Annotated in this window: 19 protein-coding genes; 7 read left to right on the plus strand and 12 right to left on the minus strand. The window is 38.5% G+C overall.

The window, feature by feature from the left end; genetic code table 11:
* Window positions 1-25: 25 nt before the first annotated feature.
* From MP478_RS17920 to hflX, 9 genes are all read right to left on the minus strand, one after another.
* Window positions 26-1,096 carry a calcium:proton antiporter gene (locus MP478_RS17920; RefSeq protein WP_230033433.1) on the minus strand — a complete coding sequence of 357 codons (1,071 nt, stop codon included), beginning with the start codon at window positions 1,094-1,096 and terminating at the stop codon, window positions 26-28.
* Window positions 1,097-1,162: 66 nt separating this feature from the next.
* Window positions 1,163-1,501 (minus strand): DUF6122 family protein, encoded by a 339-nt coding sequence (locus MP478_RS17925; protein WP_230033431.1) that lies wholly within the window; start codon window positions 1,499-1,501, stop codon window positions 1,163-1,165.
* 32 nt (window positions 1,502-1,533) lie between these two features.
* Complete coding sequence (locus MP478_RS17930) at window positions 1,534-2,769, minus strand: hypothetical protein (protein ID WP_257201217.1); 1,236 nt, start codon at window positions 2,767-2,769, stop codon at window positions 1,534-1,536.
* On the minus strand, window positions 2,770-4,791 hold the full coding sequence (locus MP478_RS17935) for a hypothetical protein (protein WP_257201218.1): 2,022 nt from the start codon (window positions 4,789-4,791) through the stop codon (window positions 2,770-2,772).
* A gap of 17 nt (window positions 4,792-4,808) precedes the next feature.
* Window positions 4,809-5,477, minus strand: a complete 669-nt coding sequence (locus MP478_RS17940) for a hypothetical protein (protein WP_257190240.1) — start codon at window positions 5,475-5,477, stop codon at window positions 4,809-4,811.
* 132 nt (window positions 5,478-5,609) lie between these two features.
* Window positions 5,610-6,329: a DNA alkylation repair protein gene (locus MP478_RS17945; protein WP_257201219.1), complete on the minus strand. Its 720-nt coding sequence runs from the start codon at window positions 6,327-6,329 to the stop codon at window positions 5,610-5,612.
* Between the two features lie 26 nt (window positions 6,330-6,355).
* A complete protein-coding gene (locus MP478_RS17950; RefSeq protein WP_257190238.1) occupies window positions 6,356-7,642 on the minus strand; it encodes a sodium:proton antiporter in 1,287 nt (428 codons plus the stop codon).
* A gap of 21 nt (window positions 7,643-7,663) precedes the next feature.
* Window positions 7,664-8,293, minus strand: coding sequence for a DUF4919 domain-containing protein (locus MP478_RS17955; protein ID WP_257201220.1), 630 nt, complete (start codon window positions 8,291-8,293; stop codon window positions 7,664-7,666).
* On the minus strand, window positions 8,293-9,516 hold the full coding sequence (hflX, locus tag MP478_RS17960; protein WP_230033417.1) for a GTPase HflX: 1,224 nt from the start codon (window positions 9,514-9,516) through the stop codon (window positions 8,293-8,295). Before hflX ends, MP478_RS17955 begins: the two co-directional genes overlap by 1 nt.
* 200 nt (window positions 9,517-9,716) lie before the next feature.
* On the opposite strand from hflX, the gene MP478_RS17965 reads away from it, so the two are divergent.
* From MP478_RS17965 to MP478_RS17980, 4 genes are all read left to right on the plus strand, one after another.
* Window positions 9,717-10,424: a LytTR family DNA-binding domain-containing protein gene (locus MP478_RS17965; protein ID WP_257190236.1), complete on the plus strand. Its 708-nt coding sequence runs from the start codon at window positions 9,717-9,719 to the stop codon at window positions 10,422-10,424.
* Between the two features lie 159 nt (window positions 10,425-10,583).
* Window positions 10,584-11,069: a T9SS type A sorting domain-containing protein gene (locus tag MP478_RS17970; protein WP_257190235.1), complete on the plus strand. Its 486-nt coding sequence runs from the start codon at window positions 10,584-10,586 to the stop codon at window positions 11,067-11,069.
* Window positions 11,070-11,074: 5 nt separating this feature from the next.
* Window positions 11,075-13,624: a collagen-like protein gene (locus MP478_RS17975; protein ID WP_257201221.1), complete on the plus strand. Its 2,550-nt coding sequence runs from the start codon at window positions 11,075-11,077 to the stop codon at window positions 13,622-13,624.
* A 6-nt stretch (window positions 13,625-13,630) separates the two neighbouring features.
* Entirely contained in the window at window positions 13,631-14,041 is a 411-nt protein-coding gene (locus MP478_RS17980; RefSeq protein WP_257201222.1) for a hypothetical protein, read from the plus strand.
* A 90-nt stretch (window positions 14,042-14,131) separates the two neighbouring features.
* On the opposite strand, the gene MP478_RS17985 is transcribed toward MP478_RS17980, so the two are convergent.
* Complete coding sequence (locus MP478_RS17985; RefSeq protein ID WP_230033400.1) at window positions 14,132-14,566, minus strand: META domain-containing protein; 435 nt, start codon at window positions 14,564-14,566, stop codon at window positions 14,132-14,134.
* An 86-nt stretch (window positions 14,567-14,652) separates the two neighbouring features.
* Here MP478_RS17985 and MP478_RS17990 point away from each other — a divergent pair, with 86 nt between their 5' ends.
* Window positions 14,653-16,860 (plus strand): S46 family peptidase, encoded by a 2,208-nt coding sequence (locus MP478_RS17990; RefSeq protein WP_257190231.1) that lies wholly within the window; start codon window positions 14,653-14,655, stop codon window positions 16,858-16,860.
* A 77-nt stretch (window positions 16,861-16,937) separates the two neighbouring features.
* Window positions 16,938-17,414: a YdeI/OmpD-associated family protein gene (locus MP478_RS17995; RefSeq protein ID WP_257201223.1), complete on the plus strand. Its 477-nt coding sequence runs from the start codon at window positions 16,938-16,940 to the stop codon at window positions 17,412-17,414.
* A gap of 15 nt (window positions 17,415-17,429) precedes the next feature.
* On the opposite strand, the gene MP478_RS18000 is transcribed toward MP478_RS17995, so the two are convergent.
* Window positions 17,430-17,723 carry a hypothetical protein gene (locus MP478_RS18000; protein WP_257201224.1) on the minus strand — a complete coding sequence of 98 codons (294 nt, stop codon included), beginning with the start codon at window positions 17,721-17,723 and terminating at the stop codon, window positions 17,430-17,432.
* A gap of 215 nt (window positions 17,724-17,938) precedes the next feature.
* Between MP478_RS18000 and MP478_RS18005 the strand changes: the two genes are divergently transcribed.
* On the plus strand, window positions 17,939-19,156 hold the full coding sequence (locus tag MP478_RS18005) for a spondin domain-containing protein (RefSeq protein ID WP_257201225.1): 1,218 nt from the start codon (window positions 17,939-17,941) through the stop codon (window positions 19,154-19,156).
* A gap of 58 nt (window positions 19,157-19,214) precedes the next feature.
* Here the strand turns inward: MP478_RS18005 and MP478_RS18010 are convergent, their stop codons facing one another.
* Complete coding sequence (locus tag MP478_RS18010; RefSeq protein ID WP_257201226.1) at window positions 19,215-22,331, minus strand: non-ribosomal peptide synthetase; 3,117 nt, start codon at window positions 22,329-22,331, stop codon at window positions 19,215-19,217.
* Window positions 22,332-22,443: the final 112 nt, after the last annotated feature.

Genomic DNA, 22,443 nt, shown 5'->3' on the forward strand with positions numbered 1-22,443 from the left:
ACAAGATTTCGAGATATTTATTTTTTTAAGGAACGATTACCGTAAAGATATAGGCCGCCAGATTGACTAAAAGGACAGTCCCATAAAGGATATTTGTTTTTCCCCTGCTTAACGAAAGCATGACAATAAACACGGATAAGGAAAGCAGGATAATATCTTTTTTATCCAGTCCCAGCACCAATGGGATATCATACATGATGCATACCGCTGATACTGCCGGAATGGTCAGTCCTATACTTGCAAGCGCTGAACCTAATGCCAGGTTTAAACTTGACTGTATCTGATTGGCCCTTGCAGCACGTATGGCCGCTACCCCTTCAGGAAGAAGCACTACGGCGGCAATAATCACCCCTACCAGGGACTTTGGAGCACCAAGACTTTGTACCATACCCTCAATAGTATCGGAAAGGCCTTTAGCCATTAGAACCACAATCACCAGACAAATCACCAAAAAGGCAAAGCTTATGAATGTCTTCGTTAATGAGGGAATATAATGTTCTTCAGGATGTTCATCAGGAACGATGAAATAACTTCTATGGCGAACCGTCTGTACCATCAGGAATACTCCGTAGATAGCAAGACAGGCAATGGAAATAAAGATAAGCTGTGCTTCATTATAAAAAGGGCCGTTGACACTGGAAGTAAAATTAGGAAGCACAAGTGTCAGCACTAAAATGGAAACAATACTTACCAGATACGTGGTGGCAGAAGTTCTTGCAAAGAACTGTTCATGGTATTTTACGCCGCCTACCAGAATACATATACCTAGAATTCCATTCAGGATAAGCATTACTGCGGCAAAAACGGTATCTCTGGCCAGCGTGATCGCCTGATCTCCGCCGGCAACCATCAGTGAGATGATGAGTGCCACTTCAATAATGGTAATACATAGGGCCAGAATAATACTTCCAAAAGGCTCTCCTACTTTATGAGCGACTACTTCGGCATGATGTACCGCCGATAAGACGCTTCCAATAAGAAAAACACCTGCAATGATGTCATATATAACACCACCTCCCATGAGTCCGGAAAAATAGTAACCGACTGTAAGGACAGGAAAAATATAAGTATAATGTAAAAATTCTTTGAATCTCATAAAGTGATTACAAAATACGAAAAATCTATAAAAATCGGAAGATTAAAAGGTAATATTAATGTTATTTTAATGAGTCCAGAGGGTAAAGTCCTGAAAATCCGTCAGCATATGGAACAAAAGCCCAACGGCAGCAATTCTAATATTCCCTTTAAAAAACAGCATCAGAACATACACTGCAATTGCATAATAGGAATGTAAAATGTGAAAGCCTATACTATTTCTGGATGGGTCAAACACCGGATTGGCAAAAAGATGATCCAGGTCTACAAGCATCGTAGCTAACATAATCAGGTACGCTTTTTTCCAGTTTTTACGAAAAAAAACCAGTGCAATAAACACCGGAAAAATCAGGTGTAAAGAATAATGTGTGATTTGTTTTAGCAAGACAACTTCTGATGGAGCCATGAATATAGGATCATTTTTTAGGATGAAAGATTTTACCACCGCAAAATTAAGGGTAATTTTCCATTCTTAGCCTTTACTTTGACCCAATAATTTTGAGCTTCATTACCATAAAACACATAGTCTATATCAGAAATAATCCTTTTTTCAGCTTTACTTAACATACTCAGAGAAGAGAACAGTGTTTCACTGTTTCTGATGAAAATATAATTTTTCTCCAGTTTTGGAGACTGCTGTATTGGTTTTCGGGTAGATTTTATAACAAATCCGGCAGTATTTCTGCTGACATTATTGGGTTGAAAAGGAATTGCCGTGAATTGGTTTTGAGCATTAATCCATTTTTTAGCCTGAAAATAGCCCCTTGTTTTTTCGGGAACCGGGCTTTGAAAATCAATAATATAGTTCGGCTGTATAATCTTCTGATACGTCTTCTTTTCAATTTCGTTAAAGTTATCATCATAACCATAACTGATGATGGTATCATTTACCTGCTCAAGATCAGCAGTAGCTTTAAAATGACTGATCTGTAGTGAATCTCCGTTGTTTATATTGAAAAAATGAGTGTAGTTTTTTATATTATCAGCATTTAATTCCGCTTCCAGAAAATGGTTCCCCTGTTGTAATTTCGAGACAATCGCATCTACGATTTCCGGAGTTAAGTTGTTTTTTATTTCAATTTCATCATCTTTTAACTCAATGGAGAAATTGTGGATCTTCTGTCCTGAAAGAAAAGAAATGCTCCCTGCCGTATTTTGAATAAACCGATCTGCATCTAAAATGTTCTTTTGGGAATTTTGAAAAAGCTTTTTGTTTATGGCTCCAAAACCCGAATTGGAAGTTCCTACAATACAGTTTCCACCTTCTATGCTAAGAAAAATATGATCCTTTTGAAAAATATTCTTCCCTTTACTCGCAAAATTTTGCTGCTTTAAAAACGCAATAAATTTCTGAGGATCTTTAAGTTCTAAAACACTGTACCATTCTGAAACCCGGGTCCCTTTAAGATGGAAAACCTGTAAAAAATCCGGGATTGTAATTCCCGATTCCCTCAGAGAAACTGAACCTTTCCCTTTCGTCTTGCTGCCCCATTGTGAGGGATGTGTGATCAGGCTGAAAAGATATTGCCTCGTCAGATTCTTTACGTCTATTAAAACTACTGCATCGGCATTTTCAGGAATGAACCTAAGTTTCTTATCCTTATAAAAAAGCACAAAATAAGCTGTAACAGCCAGTAACAGAATTAACGAGGCAATACCTTTCTTTTTATTCATCTACAATACCGGTGGTTTTTTTTCGGAATCTTTTATTTTAAAAATCTCATTAAACAGATCAAAGAAATACATCAGGCTGTTTTCAGAAGAATTTTTAATATTATAATCCATTTCTGTTTGTATACTCTCTTCTTTTACTTCAGTTTTATAATACAGCTCCCCTACATTTTTTCTGAACAGATCCAGTGTTTTTCTTTCCGAAGGACTTTCGAACTCTTTATCTAAACCGATTAAAAGTTTCTGCAGGTCCAGTCTTCCGGATAAGGGATATCTGGATGAATCTTTTGCCCATTTCCTAGATACTTCAGACTGGCTGTGAGCAGCGGTGATATTATCTGTAGAACTCGTAAGGTAAACAACCCCATCTTTTACAGTAAAGAACAGCTGATCAAAATACCCTTCTTTTTTATCATCCTTAAAAGTATAGAAGTTTCCTACTTTTGAGAAGTTTTTAGCCAGCTTTTTATTCGTTGTCAACACATTAAAAATACGGTTCCAGTACCCTTCATTCTCCGTAGCAAAAGCAAAAGTGAAATTAGGAACTGCTACATCTTTGGTTTTCTTTACTTCCTTTTCACTATAGTCGTCATCATATTCATAATCAGTATAGTCTACTTTTTTTGATTTCAACTCATTTAAAACAAAAATTCCGTTTCCCGGTGCTATTTTAGTAATGGCTTCTTCATCCAAAACAATTTTCATCGTTTCCATGATCAGCTCTAATTCTTTTTTATACTTGGCTTCTCCCGAATCCTGAATAAGACTGTATATCGCATCAAAAACTTTTCCTCCGTTTACATTAACGGCATAATAGCCAATACTTTTTTCATTGATGAGGTCCAGCAGTTTTCTGTTCTTTTTTCCTTTATAAATTGACGAGATATTTTTTTGCATCTCAGCATTTTTATGCTGGTAATTATTGATCAGCTTTACTTTATCTTTGTCAAAGTATAGATTGTAAGCAGAATTTGAGTTGTACATATTCTGGAAAACCTGCCCGAAATCGTAGCGTTTCATCGCTTTGCCGTAGATTCCGTCATTGACGATCCTTCCATAGTCTGTATACACAAAAACGTCAGAATTCACATCTTTGAAGGTCAACATTTCTTTAGAAGCTTCCACTTCCAGGTTGGAACTGAAATATTGGTCAAAATGATCTTCAGCATATTTTTTTACAACCTTGAAGTTCTCTCTGCGGATAGAATCCTGTTCTTTCTGGTAAGCTTTCTCAGACTCAGAGTCATCATACTCCGAACCATAGTTCCCCTCACCTTCTGGTTCCGGGACTAAAACCTCCTCTTTTTCTTTAGGATATTGGTGATGTTTTTGCAGGTATTTGATATCCTTCTGAATCCTTGCAATCTCCGTGTTGTTATCTTTAATGCTTTCTCTCAGGTATTTAATATCCTCTTTCAGGTTTTTTATTTCATCTTTATAATCAAATGGTTTCTCCAGTTCTTCGGCATACACTGAGTCAACCGAAACACTATCAACCGCCACGGCAACACTGTCTGCCACGGTTGCAGCCTCATCTGCCCAAAGATCTTTATAAGGTTTCGTATAGCTTATCAGGCTAAGCACTGCACGGCTTCCGTTCCATGCAACAAAAATATCATCATCTATATCAACGTAAGAATAGTTATTTTTTCCGGACGTTTCCTGTCCTTTTTTCTTAATGGAATTAATGAATTCCTGAAACTTCTCTTTATTATCGATGATAAAATGAGTATGGTAGGTTTTGATGGAGTCATTAAAACTGGCGTAGTGATACTGAATGGCATCATATTTAATTCCGGTTTTAGAATAATCTGTCCATGAAGGTTTTTCTTTGCTCTTTTTGCTTAGTTCATGCAGTAAAGGATTAAGCTTGTTCCAATTGATTTTGTTGTTAAGCTGTTTCCCATTGACTTCCATATAAAATACGGCATCATTTGGGACTTTCATACTATTTTGCGCTAAAACAATACTAAAGCCAAAGACTAAGAAAATAATTTTTTGTGTTTTTAATACTATAGATTTCATGGTTTAATGTTAGAAATTTATTGGAAAAGGATTGTATTTTGTAATTGCTTTTTCTGAAGAATTACATCTAAGATGCCCGCGTCCATCTTTACGGCCTTTTTATTTGGAGAAAGCAGATAGGCACTGTTGGTCTGGGATTTTACAGTGTTTTCAAACTGCATTACGGAAGTATATGTGGCACCATTAAAGACTTCTTTGTCTGCCTTACTCATCTTGTCGTAATCCGTTTTGAATGTATTCACTTTATTTCTCGTCAATACCTTTTTTTCAAGATTCTGGCTGTATATCTGTGTTGGAATCATTTTACCCAGTATATTCTGAGCCTTTAGTTTCTCTAGTCCGGCATTGATATTTTCAATTTTCTTAAAATTACAGCTCAGTTTGATGATGTAATTATCAAAGTCCATAGAGGTTTTCACATTACTGATTCCCGGTGTTCCTTTGAAAATTTTAGAGGCTTCATTGATTTTGCTTTCAATTTCAGACTTCTTGGGAACCTTTTTCCCATTAATAGTTTCCATTTTAGAAATTGAAGCGAGTCTTGTTTTGCTTTTACTCGCATTAAGAATAACAGTATATTCTCCTGTTCCGTCAGCTTTTAGATTAATCTTGTCTAAAATATCGAAACAGCTTGTCAGCACCAGCAAAGGCAGAAACAGAAGACATAACTTAAGAATGTTTTTCATGATTGAGTTTAAAACAACAAAACTACTCAATTCCAGTCTTAAATCCCTACAATCTTTGATTTTTTGGAGATAAATAGCTGTTTTCAGGTAGTTTTTCAAGATATGAAACAGTACTACTATTGCTTTTATTTTTTAAATAAGTCCTTTCAAATAATTCTGTCGGAGGTCCTCGTCCAATTTTTCAATAGCGTACCGGAGACAGGTTCTCGGCATTTCCTTATAGTACAGATTCAGGTAACTGATTAATTGTCCTTCATTCTTATTTCCCATTTCCCTTAACAGCCATCCGTTTGCTTTATGCATCAGGTCGTGGGTATGTTTCAGATTTCTGGTCACCAATTCTTTGGTAAGTTCAAATGATCCTTTTTTTACGTAATGCATGGTTCCCACCACAGCAATTCTTTTATGCCACATTACTTCAGACTCGGAAAGCTCCCTCAGAAGATATTCTTTTCCGTTCTCAAAGGTATATCTGCCCAGGATTTTATAGCAGCTTGAATCTACCAGATCCCAATTGTTAATATAGGGAAGATGATGAAGATAAAAAGCTACTATTTCATCTTTTACTGCCTGATCTTTTGTTTTTTCAAACTTTGAAACCAACATAAAAAGAGCTGTGAGCCGGTGTTCGTGATATCCTGAAGCCAGCAACCCGCTTAATTCCTTTAAATTGATTTTTGAATAGTATTCTTTGGCAACAGACCTTTGATCCGGAACAGTTACCCCTAAAAACAAATCTCCTTCTCCATATTCTCCCTTTCCGGTTTTGAAGAATCTTGGAAAGAATTCAGCCTTTTCGGGAATTGATAAAACGGCTAATGCTTCCTGTATTTCCTTAACAATACTACTCATTCTAAACGCTGTTAGTGTGTTACATATTAAGCTTTATCTTCCAGCACTACAGTCTCCTGTTCCTCTTCTTCCTTGGCAATTTTATTGGGATTGGCAACCTTGGCAATAGTAAGACCCTGAACAATAATAGAGAATACTACCACGCAGTAGGTGATACTTAGAATAATTTCACTGTATTCGCTTTTCGGAATAGACATTGCCAATGCGATAGATACTCCGCCACGGATTCCTCCCCAAACCAGTACTTTTACGGTCTGCGGGCTAAAGCTTCGTCTCAAAGAGGTAAACTTTGTAGGTCCCCAGATGGAAATAAACCGCGCCAGCAGGACTACAATAATTGCCAATACTCCGGGAATCATATAGTGTTTCAGATCTTTAATCATCAAAAGTTCGAACCCGATAAACAGGAATAATACAGCATTCAGGATCTCATCAATCAGTTCCCAGAATTTAATCAAATAATCCTGCGTAACGGATTTCATTTTGAAACTCCTGTTAAAATTACCCATAAATAAACCTGCTGCAACCATTGTCAACGGGCCGGAAATATGCATTTGTCTTGCAATAAGGTACCCACCCATCACTACAGAAAGCGTTACCAAAACGGAGATAATATAATCATCCACTTCACGCATCAGCCTGGAAGTAATCCATCCCAGTAAAACCCCAAGTAAAATACCTCCTCCAGCTTCATGAAGCAAAAGCAATCCTATATTTTCGACACTTAAGTCTACTTCTTTTCCCACTGCCAGCTGTAAAACCACTGTAAAGACGACAACCGCCATACCGTCATTGAAAAGAGATTCTCCGGCCACTTTTGTTTCCAGTGATTTGGAAACATTAGCCTGTTTCAGAACACTCAGAACCGCTACAGGATCTGTAGGGGAAATCAATGCTCCAAAAACCAGACAGTAAATAAAAGGAAGTTTAATTCCTACATAGGGCAGTAAGTAAAACATTCCAAAACCCACTACAAAAGTGGAAATGACAACACCCGCCGTAGAAAATATCAATACCGGTCTGAACTGTTCTTTCAGGTCATTGATGTTAATATGAATTCCTCCTGCAAAAAGAAGAAAATTAAGCATTGCTCCCATCAGAACCTCTGTAAAATCAATACTGTTCATCAGGTTATGAAGATGCCCGAAAGTTCTTGGAAGAACCGTTTCCCCAAACAATACCAGGAAAATAGAAACTACAATGGCGATAACCATTATTCCGATGGTACTTGGAAGTTTAAGGAACCTATAGTTAAGATAGGCAAATATTGATGCTAATACGATTAATGCTGAGAATGAATAATATAACTCCACTAAGTGTTTTTTAAATTTAATTTATGAGTCTAAATAAAGTACTTTAATATAGGTTTTAACCCCTTCTTTCTCCCAGATGTCAAACATTCCGTCTTTGGAAGGTTTTGAACCTCTGGTATAGTCCTGTCCAATTTTCAAAATATTCAGTAAAATATACTCATCTCCTACGGAATTAACCAGGTAGGCTGTTTTCTCAGATTTGCCGTCTCCGGAGCTTTTTATGCCATCAGCTAATGAGCGGAACTGATTAAGATGGTGCATAAAATTGCTTCCGTCTTTTAAAGAATCATAGGCCCTGAGAAGAATTAACAGAATATCCAGATTGGTAGGATCTTTACCATATAAGGCTTTTCCCTGCTTTATACAGTCTTCAAAATTATTTTGCTTAAAAGCTTCCGCCAGACTTTTGAAGCGCTCATCCGAAGTGATGATTTTATCCGTTCTGAAATTTCTTCCATAGTAAAGATATTGAGATTCTATACTGTCTAAAGATCTTGGGAGCCCTTTGTACTTAAAAATAAGTTTATCATAATTATATGGGGAACCATTGTTGCTTAGACTTTTCTCAATAGCTTTCATATCAATTTTTGATTTCTGGCTGAAACCAAAAACCGAAAAAAAGATGAACAGAAGGAAAAAGTGATATTTCATCAATTGCTGCTTTCTTCCTCGTCGTTATCGAAATACTCGAAAAGGAAATCATTGTATGGGAATCTGGAGATATGAATTTTCATCACCTCATCGTAAATCATCTTCTTCATTTCTGGAAAATTTTCTTTCGTCAGTGCAGAGATGAAAACGGTAGGATATTTAGATTTTGCCATCCATGTTTTTTCCCATTCTTCAAGAGAAATATTCCTCTTTGTACCTGGAGTCAGATCGTCTTCATCTTTTTTCTCGTAGCTGAAATCATCAATTTTATTGAAAACCATGATCATCGGTTTTTGATGAGCATTGATTTCCATTAAGATATTATTTACAGATTCTATATGGTCTTCGAAGCTTTCGTGGGAAATATCTACCACATGAATCAAAAGATCGGCTTCACGAACCTCATCCAAAGTGGATTTGAATGATTCTACCAGCTGAGTAGGTAGTTTTCTGATAAACCCTACGGTATCGGTAAGTAAAAACGGTAGATTTCCGATGACCACTTTTCGTACCGTGGTATCCAGCGTTGCAAATAATTTATTCTCAGCAAAAACCTCAGACTTTGAAAGTGAATTCATCAGTGTAGACTTTCCCACATTGGTATAGCCCACTAACGCTGCACGAACCACTTTCCCCCGATTATTACGCTGAGTAGCCATTTGTCTATCAATAGTTTTCAGCTTATCTTTCAATAAGGAGATCCTGTCACGAATGATACGACGGTCAGTTTCAATTTCCGTTTCACCGGGACCTCTCATTCCGATTCCCCCTTTTTGACGCTCAAGGTGAGTCCACATTCTTGTCAGACGTGGTAAAAGATACTGATACTGTGCCAGTTCCACCTGAGTTCTCGCATATGAAGTTTGTGCACGCTGGGCAAAAATATCAAGAATAAGGTTGGTTCGGTCCAAAATTTTCACTTCCATTTCTCTTTCCAGGTTTTTAAGCTGCGAAGGAGAAAGCTCATCATCAAAAATGACGGTTCCTATCTCATTTTCTTTTACGTATTCTTTTATCTCAATTGCCTTTCCACTTCCAATAAAGGTTTTGGAGTCAGGTTGTGTTAATTTTTGAGTGAAGCGTTTTTGTACGGTTGCTCCTGCTGTGAAAGCCAAAAACTCCAGTTCGTCCATATACTCCACCAGTTTTTCTTCATCCTGGTGCTGTGTAATAAGACCCACCAAGACCGCTTTCTCATAATTATGTTCTTTCTTTTCTAACATGAAGTTCTATCTATGTTTATGATTTTTACAAGATAATATTTTTCAGAAAAAAAACAAAATCAAATTTTATATAATAACACTTTTTAATATAATTTTAAGTGTAATCAATTATTGTTTTATAAAAATCAATAACTTTAGGTAATAATTTTCTGATTTTTAAATCTTTAAATTAAAATAGTAAAACTAATTGCCAGAGAATCATGATGACACCAATCAAATGTATGATTATTGATGATGATGAACTGGACAGGCTTGTTCTTCAGCATTATATAAGACAGTACGAAAACATAGAAATTGTCGCTTCTTTTGATTCGGCAGAGAAAGCAATTTCTTACCTGGAACTTCCTGTTGACCTTCTTATTATTGAAACCAATTTAAGAGGAATGAACGGTCTTGAATTTAGAAAACTGGCTCATAAAATACCCACCTGCATTTTTGTCAGTTCTCATCCTGAACTGGCCGCTTCTGTTTTTGAAATCAATACACTGGACTTTATTACTAAGCCATTAACGGCAGAGCGGTTCCATTATTCCATGCAACGGCTTTCTGAGTTTTTTAAAGTAAAAGAAAAATGCGATTGCTACGATGCTCTTTTCGGGGAAAATTTTATTAAAATAAAAGAAGGCGGTCATATTTCTCAGATCAGAAAGACAGATGTTTTATACCTGGAAGCTTTAAAAGACTATACCCGGATTATTACGCTGGAAAAAAATCACTGTATTTTAGATTCGTTAGGAAATCTGCTCCTTAAAAATTTTTTTGATTCTTTTGTAAGAATACACCGCAGCTATGCAGTACCGAGACATCTTATACGTGGTAAAAGCTGCCATGAAATAGAATTAACCCATCAGATTAAGCTTCCCATAGGCAGAGCATACAAGAACAACCTCTCTTTTTTCGAACCTTAAAAACACAGACTTTTTTCAACAATAATTCACAAAACGCCATTGGTCGATTATTTCTGCCGTTGGTCTATTTTTCTATAATCTGATGAGGATAGGTGGTAATTTAGTCTTCCAAAATTTGCCCTTAAAAAACTTTTACTAATCACCTAAAAACGGCTATCCATGAAAAAAAAATCTATTTATTGCCTCACCTTGCTTGTATTTTCTCTCATCATCTTTCGGGCTCAGTCTGCACTTGTAGCTACCGGAACCGATGCGTCATCAGGCAATGGTTCTGTTTCTTACAGTATAGGCCAGACTGCATACCTCAACAAAGGCACCCCTATTCAGCTTCTCGAAGGAGTACAACAGGGGTTCGAAATCACTACACTTTCCACTCAGGATCCCTCATCAGGCCAGAAAGATCAGAAAGACATTCTTATTTACCCTAATCCTTTCCAGGAATATTTGTATCTGGATTTTACCACAAACAGCTACAAGGATTCAGAGTATCAGTTATTTGATTCTCAGGGTAAACTGATCAAAAAAGACATGATTTTACAATCAAAATCTGAGCTTAATTTCTCCTCTCTGCCTTCCGCCATGTATATGATACGGATTAGCAGGAATGGAGAAAATATTAAAACTTTTAAAATCATTAAAAAATAAATGCCATGAAAAAAATATTACTACTGTCCTGGATACTCTGGGGCTTCTTTATGGGGCTTTCACAGGCTCCGGAAAAAATGAGCTATCAGGCTGTCATGAGAAATGGTATAGGACAGCTGCTAAGCAACCAGGCTATTGCTGTCAAAGTAAGTGTATTGCAGGGATCTCCTGCCGGAGCAGCAGTTTATTCGGAAAGGCTTACCGGAAACACCAATACCAATGGTCTTATCAGCCTTGAAATAGGAACGGGAACCATTCTTACAGGAACATTTGCTTCGATCAACTGGTCATCAGGAAGCTATTATTTAAAAACAGAAACTGACCCTGCGGGAGGCACCAATTATACCATCACAGGAACCAGCCAGCTGCTAAGTGTTCCCTACGCTATGTATGCAAAGGCTGCAGGAACGAGTGGCGGCACCTTTGCCATTCCTTATACCAATACCGTAAATAATGCCTCTACTTTGTTTTCATTAACAAATGATGGAGACGGAACTTCTTTAGAGGGAACTAATAATACCACCACTTCAAGTATTGCCGCAGTGCGGGGAGTTGTTACCAATACTGCCCCCGGAGGATTTTCTTCAGGAGTTCGCGGCATCAATAACGGAACCGGAGGACTGGGCGTAGGAGTTTGGGGAAGCCAAAACGGAAGCGGATGGGGAGTGTATGGGGTTACACCTAATGGCTTAGGAGTATATGGAAACTCCAGTGGAAGCGGATATGGGGTATACGCAAACAGTAACACAGGAACCGGCCTCAATGCTACCAGTAATAGCGGAATTGCCGCCAACATTGCTATCTTCAACAATGCTAATAACAACAATGTCCTTAATGCTTCTACACTAGGAAACGGAACCGTCATCAATGTTACTTCTTCCGGAAACGGAGCCGGTATTTTGAGCTCAACAGGAAACGGTTTTGCAGTGCATGGTATTACCTCTGCCCAAACTTCTGCAGGTATCATAGGTGATAATAACGGCGCCGGTGAAGCAGTAGTGGGGAGAACAACCAGTGACATTGCCGGAGCTGTAGTAGGAAGGAATGACGGAGGTGGATATGGCGTACGAGGATTCATTGCTACCAATGCCTCCGGAACGGGTATAGGAGTATATGGACAGGTAGGCCTAAATAGCAGCACAGGCCGTGCAGGCCGTTTTGAAAACCTGAACCAAACCAATACCACCAATAATACTTTTGAGGTAGAAACCAATGGCAATGGAAACATTCCTGATAATGCACAGGGAAATGCCGCTTCTTTTCTTGTGGACAACACCAATAGTGTGGCAGCAGCAGTAAGAGGAGAGGTTAAAACTATTTTCGGCAACTTTGGGGCAGCAGGTATTTTCGGTATTTCTTCCGGAACAGGAGGTTTTGCTGGTTTATTTCACGCCTCTAATCCTTCAGGTAACGGCGCTGCATTGGTAGCGATTACAGATGGTAACGGAAATGCAATCACAGCCAACGCAAGCAAAAACGGGAATGGTGTGGAAACCAATATTGATGGTAACGGAAATGCTCTTTATGCCTGGGTGCCTACATTTGCAACCGGCCGTGCAGGGCGTTTCAATATCTTCAATGACGCCAATACCAGTGATGTAATTACCGTAACTACTGTAGGAAATGGTATTGCAGGAAACTTTAAAGTGGACAAAACTCAGGGAACTTCCCCGGCAGTAAAAGGGGAGGTCAATTCAATATTTTCCAATTTCGGAACAGCCGGTATTTATGGTTTATCATCCGGAACAGGAGGATTTGGAGGTTTATTCTACTCATCAAACCCATCAGGAAATGGCCCCGCATTATTAGCCTTAACAGAAGGGAACGGAAATGGAATTACTGCCAATGCCGGAGGAAACGGTGATGGTATTGAAGCTTCTTGCGATGGAAATGGTAATGCTATTTCAGGTTTTGTACCCAATTTTGGTACCGGTAAAGCGGGTCGATTTGCCAACTTCAATAACAGTAACGGCCAGCCGGTAGTACATGTAACCACTACGGGTACAGGCTCTACCCTGCTTGTCAACCATCAGGGACCGTCGGGTGATATTGCCGTCTACCAGAGTGCCTCAACCAATGTAGCCCGAATCAACAAAGCGGGAAGAGGATTTTTTAATGGAGGAACACAAGCCAGTGGTGCTGATGTTGCCGAAGCATTTGATGTGGAAGGAAACATTTCTGAATATGAAACCGGAGATATTCTAGTGATCTCGATAAATTCAGACAGAACCGTAGAAAAATCCTCCAAACCCTACTCCAATCTTGTTGCTGGCGTATATGCTACCAAACCTGGTGTACTTCTTACGGAAGAGCATATTGATACAGACATTTCAGATAAAGTTCCCATGGGTGTAATTGGAGTGATTCCCACAAAAGTATGCCTGGAAAACGGAAAAATCAGAAGGGGCGACCTACTGGTGACCTCCTCAACACCGGGAGTCGCTATGAAAGCCAATCTTAAAAAGGTAAAAATAGGACAGGTGATCGGAAAATCTCTTCAGGATTATGATCAGAAAGAAATTGGAAAAATTCAGGTATTAGTCAACATAAAATAAACCGTCATGAAAGTAGTATATATCACAGTGTTATTATTTTTAAGCTCCATTATCTATGCCCAGGAAAATAAACAAGCAGCACCGACAGAAGATCAGGCTCAGGTTTTAAAACAGGCAAAAGAGCAGGAAGCAAAAATAGCAAAAGACAACCAGGAAAAAACAGAGAAAAAAACTTCCCAAACTGCGCTGGCTTCAGATCAGGGACTGGAAGTGAAGAAACAGGAACCCAAACCTAAGGCTCCATCTGGTTCCGGGAAGCTCCTTCCCAACACAGCAAGCCTTGAAGAAATAAAAACAACAATTCCCAACAGACAGGCATCCCGCAATACAACGAATTCTAGGAACACAAATAATACGACAGGACTACCCAATACAGCAACGCTGGAACAAATAAAAAAAACAATTCCCAAAAACTGATAACTTAAAGCAGGTAACCCATCTGGATTTTTTAAACAAAAGAAGTCCGCCAAGTTGGCGGACTTTTATATATTGGATATATTATCCTAATTAATCCCAATCAGCAGCTACAAACTTCATTGCATTTCCCTTCTCATCAGAAAGTATCAGAAAATGCCCCTCTACGGTGTATTTAGTCATCGTATCAAATTTCTTTTGAAAAGAAGTTTCCAGCTCCATATTCTGGCAGGCCATCATGGTACTCGCCCCATTTGATATTTTTACTTTTCCACCCTTTTTAAATGCTAAAGCAAAAGACATCCTGTTGCATCCCATATAGGCACTTCCCTGGATTTTTCCGTCTTCCATCTTCCCTGTAAGGTTGATTTCCGCTTTATTGGCAATCAGCTGATCTTTAGAAAAACCATCTAAAGAAATCAACATCCATTGTCTCTGAAGGGCAGGATTTTTATCCGGCATAGCCGAACAATTTAAAACAAGACCCAGAAATAAAACGGCGAAAACTGATACTAGTATTTTTTTCATGCGCATTATCATTCCATTTTCATACCAATCTGGGACTGAATATCGTAAAAATTAGTAAATTAGCGACACAAAAATTATATTATAAAATGAAAAGACTATTTCTACTATTCACTTTCTTGCTGAGCTTTGCTCAGATGAGGGCGGATGAGGGGATGTGGCTGCTAATGCTCATCAAAAGACTTAACGGTGTTGATATGCAAAAAGAAGGTCTACACCTGACGCCTGAAGAAATTTATTCAGTAAACAATTCGAGCTTAAAAGATGCTATTGTTAGCTTTGGAGGTTTCTGTACTGGTGAAATTGTTTCTGACAAAGGACTGATATTTACCAATCACCACTGTGGTTATGGCGCTGTAGCTGCTGCTTCTACACCGGAAAAAGACTATCTGAAGAATGGTTTCTGGGCAATGAAACAAAAAGATGAATTCAATGCAAAGGACCTTTATGTAAGATTTTTAGTAAGAATGGATGATGCTACACAGAGAATCAATTCTAAACTAAACAACAATATGACCGGAGCAGAGAGAAAAGCTGTTATTGATGCTGAAACAAAAGCCATCCAAACAGAAAACTCTGAAAACGGAAAATATACAGTAATTGTAAAAGATTTCTTTAACGGAAACGAATTCTATTATTTCGTATACCAGGATTATAAAGACATCAGATTAGTGGGAGCTCCACCTTCCTCATTAGGAAAATTCGGTGGCGATACTGATAACTGGGAGTGGCCAAGACATACTGCTGACTTCACGGTTTTCAGAGTATATGCTGATGCTGCAGGAAATCCTGCTGAATATTCTCCAAGCAACACTCCTTTGAAGCCTAAGCATTTCCTTCCGGTTTCTCTTAAGGGAATTAAGCCTGGTGATTTCTCAATGATCTTAGGATACCCTGGAAGAACCAACCGTTACCTGACTTCTTACGGAATTCAGCAAATGGTAAACAAAGACTACCCGGCTTGGGTGGAAGCTTCTAAAGTGGCTATGGATGTAATGAAAAAGTATATGGATAAGGATAAGGCTACTCAGCTTAACTATGCTTCTCAATATGCTTCTGTAGCAAACTACTGGAAAAACAGACAGGGAACCATTGATGCTGTAGATAAAAACGGAACCATCTCTGACAAGCAAAAGATCGAAGAGACTTATAAAAAATGGGCTGCAATGCCAGGAAACGAAGCTTATGATGGTATTCTGGAAGATATTGGAGCTTATTACACGCAGGTTTCAGACAGAAATGTTGAAAGAAACTATGCATCACAGTTTGCAAGAAACACAAAATATATTTCTCTTGCTCTACAGGTAGGTTCTGCTCTTAAGGCTTATGCTGCTCAGGATATGCAGGGAAGATTGGCCATGAAGGCTAAAACAGAGGCTGCTATCAAAGGAGCTTATGAAAACTTCAATCCTGCGTTAGAAGGAGAAATGCTTGCCGCTATGACAAGTCTTTACCAAGCTAGAGTTAAAAATAAAGATGTTGCTTCTGCTACTATTTTAGGATTAGATGCTAAAACGGTTTCCAACCTTGCTTATTCTTCAATTTTTGCCAACAAGACTTCTGCTACGAACTTCTTATTGAATCCGGATGCATTAAAGCTTGATGCTGATCCACTTTGGAAAACAGCTAACGGAATTATGGCAGATCAAAAAATGAGCACTGAAAGATATGTTAAGGTAGATGATAATTTTGCAAAAAACAACCGTCTGTTCTTAGCTGGATTAATGAAAGCAATGCCTGAGAAAAAATTCTACCCGGATGCTAACTCTACTATGAGATTAACTTATGGTACTGTAGATAAACTTCCTATCAGAAATGACAGAAATTATTTCGGTATTACAGATAACTATTATACAGACATGACTGGCCTTGTAGGAAAATACAAGAAAGGTGATGAAGAGTTTGACCTTCCTCAAAGAGTGATCGATCTTTATAACCTTAAAGATTTCGGACAGTATGCTGATGCTGCAGGGTATATGCCTGTAAACTTCCTTTCTAACAACGATATTACAGGAGGTAACTCTGGTTCTCCGGTAATTGATGGTGACGGTAACCTTATCGGTATCGCTTTCGACGGAAACAGCGAGGCATTAAGTGGAGATATTGTATTTGAACAGGAATGGCAGAAAACAATCAACGTAGATGTTCGTTTTGTTCTTTGGACTATCGACAAATATGCTGGTGCAAGAAGATTAGTGGATGAGTTAAAGCTTGTAAGAAGTGAAAACACTCCTGCTGATACAAAATCTAAAACTTCAGGTACTACTACAACACCTAAGAAAACAAAGAAAAAATAATCTCTTTTGATCTATTTTTAAAACCGTGAAATTTAGTTTCACGGTTTTTTTATTTTTGAATAATAAAATCCTTCATCATGATTTCAAAAACAATAGAGTTTACAGCCACCATACAACAAAATGGAGAAATGAATGCCGCCTATGTAGAGTTTCCCTTTTCTACCGAAGAGTTATTTGGAAAAAAAGGACTGGTCAGGATCAAAGCTGTTTTTGATGATAAGGTAGAATACCGGGGAAGCCTTGCCAAAATGAAAACTGACTGCCACCTTTTAGGATTAACCCAGGAGGTGAGAAAAAAGCTTGGGAAAACTTTTGGAGATGAGGTTTCCGTTTCTCTTATTGAAGATAAAGAGGAAAGAACTGTAGATATTGCAGAAGATATTGCTTCAATTTTTAATGAAAATCCTAAAGCCAAAACAATATTCGACACGATGAGCTATACGCACAGAAAAGAATATATCCGCTGGATTGAGGAAGCTAAGAAGCCAGAAACAAGAGAAAACAGAAAGATCAAAATGATACAGATGATCTTAGATGGTAAAAAGGGAATATAATGCCTTCTTTTACTTTCACCTTTTTAATTCAGCCTTCAGATATTGAACTCCTCCTCCATTGGTAACGGTTATAAATCCATCATAATGTGCTATTCTCACCCCTAATTCATTGATAATTTCTTTGAAGTAGCCTATTTTCTCAGCATTGTCGGGCATTACATTTTTTTGCCATACAAATGTGGCAGACTGTCCTGTTTTATTTTGAAACACCAGTGAGTTCAGTGTAGTTCCAAATCCCAATGATTTAATATCTACTACTGTACTTTCATTGGCTGCAAAGCTTTTGGTTAAAACAATAAAATTATCCATTGAATATTCTTTGATTATAAGTTAATTTTTAAGTCAGGAGATGTCTTGTCACATCTATTTTTATTCTGCAGCAAATATTGCCCTGTCCAACGACAAAACTCGACGTATTATTTACTAAAAACCAACTCATAAAAAAAATAATTATTTTTTTGTCAGGATTTTAAAAAGTCTCCGACTATAGTTTTAGCACAGTTATAACTATAAAAAATTAACTTATGAAAAAGAACTTTTTAAAATGTACAGCAGCAGGTCTTATCGCTGCATTGACTCTTTATTCATGTGACGATTCAGGCAATTACATGATGGGGGATATGTCTTTTGAGAGAACTATTACCTTCGAAAATGTGGTTACCCCTAAGGACTTTGTAGAAAGTGGCGGCTTTCAGGGAACAGGGCAGCCGGTGATCTTACCAGGACAATCAGTTTCTATTAAATTTAGCGCTGGAAAAGCCCAATCTTTAATGTTTTCAACCATGTACGGTGCTTCCAAAGACTGGTTCTTTGCTTCTAAGCAACCCGGAATAAAATTATTTGACAACAATGGGACTGCCATAACAGGTGATGTTTCTTCCGAAGTCCTTTTATGGGATAACGGAACCAAAGACAATATGACCGGACAGGCAGAAAGCAAACCTATCATGCAGGTTCCTGCTGTAAATGCAGCGCAGCTTATGAAGCTTAATCTTGCTTTTAATGATGTGACATCTGAATTTACCTTAACGATTACCAACACTTCCGGCGGAACAGCTCATGAAACGCCTTTCTCTCCGGGAGTCTGGGCCGTTTCCAACTACAATGGCTCGCAGCTGTTGAATACAGCACCTTTCTTTACACCCAACGCTTTATCAAATCCTGAGATTACGGATATAGCACAAATGGGAGACATTGCAAAAATGAAAGCCAAGCTTAATAATGAAACAGGCATTATGACAGGGCTTTCACCAGCATTAGTTGTGGTGTATCGTGGAGATAAAAACCCTATTTACGAAGCAGGAAAAAAGGATGACGGAATGGGGTTAAAAGAAATTGCACAGATGGGAAATGTAACGAAACTTCAGAATAGTTTACAATCTTTACCAAACGTGAAAGGAGTATTTATTGCAGGAAATGCTCCGGTAGCACCCGGCAGCAAGGTGATGACTAATTTTAAAGCAGAACCTGGTGATAGGATCGCTTATGTAACGATGTTTGGCTTTTCCAATGACTGGTTTTATGCCAATGAGCAAATTATTGATGCCAGCACAAAAGGAGATGTAACCTCTGGTACAGCTTTATTTGACTCCGGAACCGGCATTGATCAATATCCGGGAGCCGGAAACCACCAGGCATTATTTGGAGGAACTCCACAGGCTGAAAGTATGCTTATTTCAAAAGTAGGAAACCAATATCCTGTTCCTACAGTGCAAAATGTGATAAAAGTTACATTGAACTAATATTTTTCAAAATTTGAATAAAAGATCAGGCATTTCTCTGCCTGATCTTTATTTTTAATCAATATGATGGAGTTGGAATTTCAAGATATTTCAAATAGGAATCCAACATATTTTTATCAAATACGGGTTCTTTAATACCAGATCCCTCCAGAAACTGAATAACATTCGAGCAATCCCAGATGTAAGTATTCTGATAAAGCTCTACAGTGGACAGTCCTTCATGCATATTATCTTTGAAAAGGCTGGTAAGAGGATACAGACGGTTTTTACTGTTATCTTCCCATTGTTTTCGCCATTCTTTATAAGGAAGAGCCTTTAGTGAAAAAGGATAATATTTTTTCAGTAAGCCAAAGAAATCTTCCAGGGTTAAATTGGTTTCCGGGCTGGCAATCAGATTAAATTTTTTACCTACCGCCTCTTTATTTTTTGTGATATGAGCCATAGCTTTCGTCATATAATCTACTGTGATAAGGCCTTCTCTCAGTTCTGTTAGTGCAGGATAAGATTGAAATTCCACACAGTTTTTCACTAATCCCGACCACCACTGATAAGGAGCACTTGCCCCGGTCTCACTATGACACATTGCATACCCGAGACGGTAGGTTATTAGCGGTAATCCCTCTTTTGCCGCCAGGTCGGCCACAGCTTCCATCACCCATTTACTTCTTACATAGCCAATATCCTTACTTACCGACATTAGATTCTGTGTGATATCATCACTTTCCAGCATTATTGTTTTACCGGTAAATATATGTCCCCAGCTGTACACCGAAATAGTAGATAATAGGGCCAGGCATTTGGTTCTTTCTGCTCCTGCAAGTTTTATAATCTCCCGTAAGCCTTCTACATTAGGGGCTTTCATATAAGAGTACGGCTCGATAAAGTTAACGGAGCTTCCTGAATGATAGATAAGGTCAGCTTTCTTTGCCAGCATTGTAAATACATCCTCCGAAAGGCCCAATGAGGGTAAGGAGAGATCACCAATTACAGGAATGATTCTTGATTTCTGTTCATGTTTCTGAGAAATATGATACTGTTTGAAGCAGTGGTCTATCTTTTCCATCGCATGAAACTCATCCTGCGCTCTTACCAGGCAGTAGATATCGGCTTTTGTAGTATCCAGAAGCTCCTGCAGCAAATGAATCCCTACAAATCCGGTAACACCTGTTAAAAATAGTACAGATGGATTTTCCGCCTGTTTAGGGTCAAAGCCTCCTGCAAATACCGTCCCGGGAGCAAGATAAACATCTTTCTGAAGTTCTACATAAGGCTCCATATCTTCTACAGGAGCAGATTCCTGCATCTCTTTAGACCTGCTGATCAAGACCTCCGAAAGCTGCTGTAATACGGGATATTGATAAATATCTCTTAAATATACTTTTACATTAAGCCTTTTCTCTAATGCTACGGCTACTACAGCCACCAGAAGAGAATTTCCTCCTATATCGAAAAAATCATCTGACACATTGATGACCGGTCTTTCCAGTTCTGCAGACCATATATCAGCAATTATTCTTTCTGTTTCGTTTGTAGGAGGCTCAAAGGAGACGAATTCCCGGGCTTCTTTATCCGCCAGCTCTTTTAAAACATGGGTATCAGTTTTTCCATTTGCTGTTATGGGTATTGTATCAATAAAAATAATCTGTGAAGGAATCATATACCCTGGCAATTCTTCTTTCAGCTGACTTCTGATCAAAGTAACATCCTTTTCTACAGAAGCTTCCGGTACGATAAAAGCAACAAGATATTTATTATTACTGCCCACTGTTTCTTTTGTAATCACTACGGCTTCCCGGATATTTTCCTGCCGGGTAAGCGTTCTCTCTATTTCTCCTAATTCAACCCGAAATCCCCGGATTTTTACCTGGTTGTCTATCCTCCCTAAAAACTCAATCTCGCCATCCTCATGCCATCTCGCCAAATCTCCGGTACGGTAAAGTGTTCCCATTCCGCTGAACGGATTGGCGATAAATTTTGCTGCGGTAAGTTCTTCGTTATGGAGATAGCCTTTTGCCAATATATCACCTCCTATATATAATTCCCCTACAGCTCCCACAGGTAAGGGTTCCATCTTTTCGTCCAAAATATAGGCTTTTGCATTAGCTATCGGCTTACCTATTGAAGAGCGATATTTTCCGTTTGTGTCTTTTACCTTTTTGAAAGTAGCAAATACAGTACATTCAGTAGGGCCATAATAATCAACCAGCTCATAACTTAATTCAGAGGTCAGAACAGGCTTAAGTTTCTCTCCTCCTGTAAAAAGATATTTTAATGACAGATCTTTATATTTCATGGTTTCTTCCAAAGCTGCAGGCGCTAAAACGGTGGGTACAAAACCGTGTGTAATCCGGTTTTTATGATAAAAGCCAACCAAAGCAGTCGCATTTGTCCTTTCTTCATGATCAGCAATAAAAACAGTTGCCCCTGAGGTAAGCGCGGACCATACTTCCCACACTGAGATGTCAAATGCTAACCCCGCTACAACGGTTAGTCTTGAAGTATAGTCCACATGAAAATGGTGATTATGCCAGGTCACAAGATGCTGGATAGCCTGGTGACTTATCATTACCCCTTTCGGCTTCCCTGTAGATCCCGAAGTATAAATTGTATAGGCAAGAGCATCCTGATGAATTACAATATCCGGTTGTTGGGAAGATAGATGATCCAGATCTTCCATTTGATCCAGTACAAAAACCGCAGCATTTTCATTTTCTGATAAGAGTTTCCCCAATAAATGATTGGTAATAATGATCTGAGCCGCGGTGTCTGCCAGCATATATTCTACTCTTCTTACCGGATAAGCAGGATCTATCGGAACATATGCCGCTCCCGTTTTGAGAATGGCGAGAATGGCGACAGCCCATTCCAGGGATCGGTCCAGCCATACCGGAACATACATGCCCTCTTTTATTCCTTTTTCCAGCAGAACATTGGCAAGTTGATTGCTTCTCCTGTTTAGCTCTTTATAAGTAATCTCTCTTCCCTGGCAGACAACAGCCGTATTTTCAGGGTGCAGATCTACCTGTTTTAGAAAAAGAGAAACCAGCGTCTCCTCATCATGGTAGTCCCAGCCGGTTCTATTAAATCTATACAGAATTTTTTCTCTGTGTTCAGAGGATAGTAATACAGCAGAACCTGTTGACAGCTCCGCTATTGTGGATCTTGTGTTTAACATTTTAAGTTGATTTGGTTAAAAGTTTATTATATTCACAGCTCTTATCACCTGTAGAGACCTATCAAAACCGATACAAAAATAATTTTGCGCATCTGTTTTCTCAACAGAAACA

The organism is Chryseobacterium sp. WG14 (assembly GCF_024586945.1).
Taxonomy (GTDB): domain Bacteria; phylum Bacteroidota; class Bacteroidia; order Flavobacteriales; family Weeksellaceae; genus Chryseobacterium.

Coding starts and splice junctions, on each gene's coding strand:
- MP478_RS17920 (WP_230033433.1), bottom strand. CDS start 1,096: ATGAGATTCAAAGAATTTTTACATTATACTTATATTTTTCCTGTCCTT.
- MP478_RS17925 (WP_230033431.1), bottom strand. CDS start 1,501: ATGGCTCCATCAGAAGTTGTCTTGCTAAAACAAATCACACATTATTCT.
- MP478_RS17930 (WP_257201217.1), bottom strand. CDS start 2,769: ATGAATAAAAAGAAAGGTATTGCCTCGTTAATTCTGTTACTGGCTGTT.
- MP478_RS17935 (WP_257201218.1), bottom strand. CDS start 4,791: ATGAAATCTATAGTATTAAAAACACAAAAAATTATTTTCTTAGTCTTT.
- MP478_RS17940 (WP_257190240.1), bottom strand. CDS start 5,477: ATGAAAAACATTCTTAAGTTATGTCTTCTGTTTCTGCCTTTGCTGGTG.
- MP478_RS17945 (WP_257201219.1), bottom strand. CDS start 6,329: ATGAGTAGTATTGTTAAGGAAATACAGGAAGCATTAGCCGTTTTATCA.
- MP478_RS17955 (WP_257201220.1), bottom strand. CDS start 8,293: ATGAAATATCACTTTTTCCTTCTGTTCATCTTTTTTTCGGTTTTTGGT.
- hflX (WP_230033417.1), bottom strand. CDS start 9,516: ATGTTAGAAAAGAAAGAACATAATTATGAGAAAGCGGTCTTGGTGGGT.
- MP478_RS17965 (WP_257190236.1), top strand. CDS start 9,717: ATGATGACACCAATCAAATGTATGATTATTGATGATGATGAACTGGAC.
- MP478_RS17970 (WP_257190235.1), top strand. CDS start 10,584: ATGAAAAAAAAATCTATTTATTGCCTCACCTTGCTTGTATTTTCTCTC.
- MP478_RS17975 (WP_257201221.1), top strand. CDS start 11,075: ATGAAAAAAATATTACTACTGTCCTGGATACTCTGGGGCTTCTTTATG.
- MP478_RS17980 (WP_257201222.1), top strand. CDS start 13,631: ATGAAAGTAGTATATATCACAGTGTTATTATTTTTAAGCTCCATTATC.
- MP478_RS17985 (WP_230033400.1), bottom strand. CDS start 14,566: ATGAAAAAAATACTAGTATCAGTTTTCGCCGTTTTATTTCTGGGTCTT.
- MP478_RS17990 (WP_257190231.1), top strand. CDS start 14,653: ATGAAAAGACTATTTCTACTATTCACTTTCTTGCTGAGCTTTGCTCAG.
- MP478_RS17995 (WP_257201223.1), top strand. CDS start 16,938: ATGATTTCAAAAACAATAGAGTTTACAGCCACCATACAACAAAATGGA.
- MP478_RS18000 (WP_257201224.1), bottom strand. CDS start 17,723: ATGGATAATTTTATTGTTTTAACCAAAAGCTTTGCAGCCAATGAAAGT.
- MP478_RS18005 (WP_257201225.1), top strand. CDS start 17,939: ATGAAAAAGAACTTTTTAAAATGTACAGCAGCAGGTCTTATCGCTGCA.
- MP478_RS18010 (WP_257201226.1), bottom strand. CDS start 22,331: ATGTTAAACACAAGATCCACAATAGCGGAGCTGTCAACAGGTTCTGCT.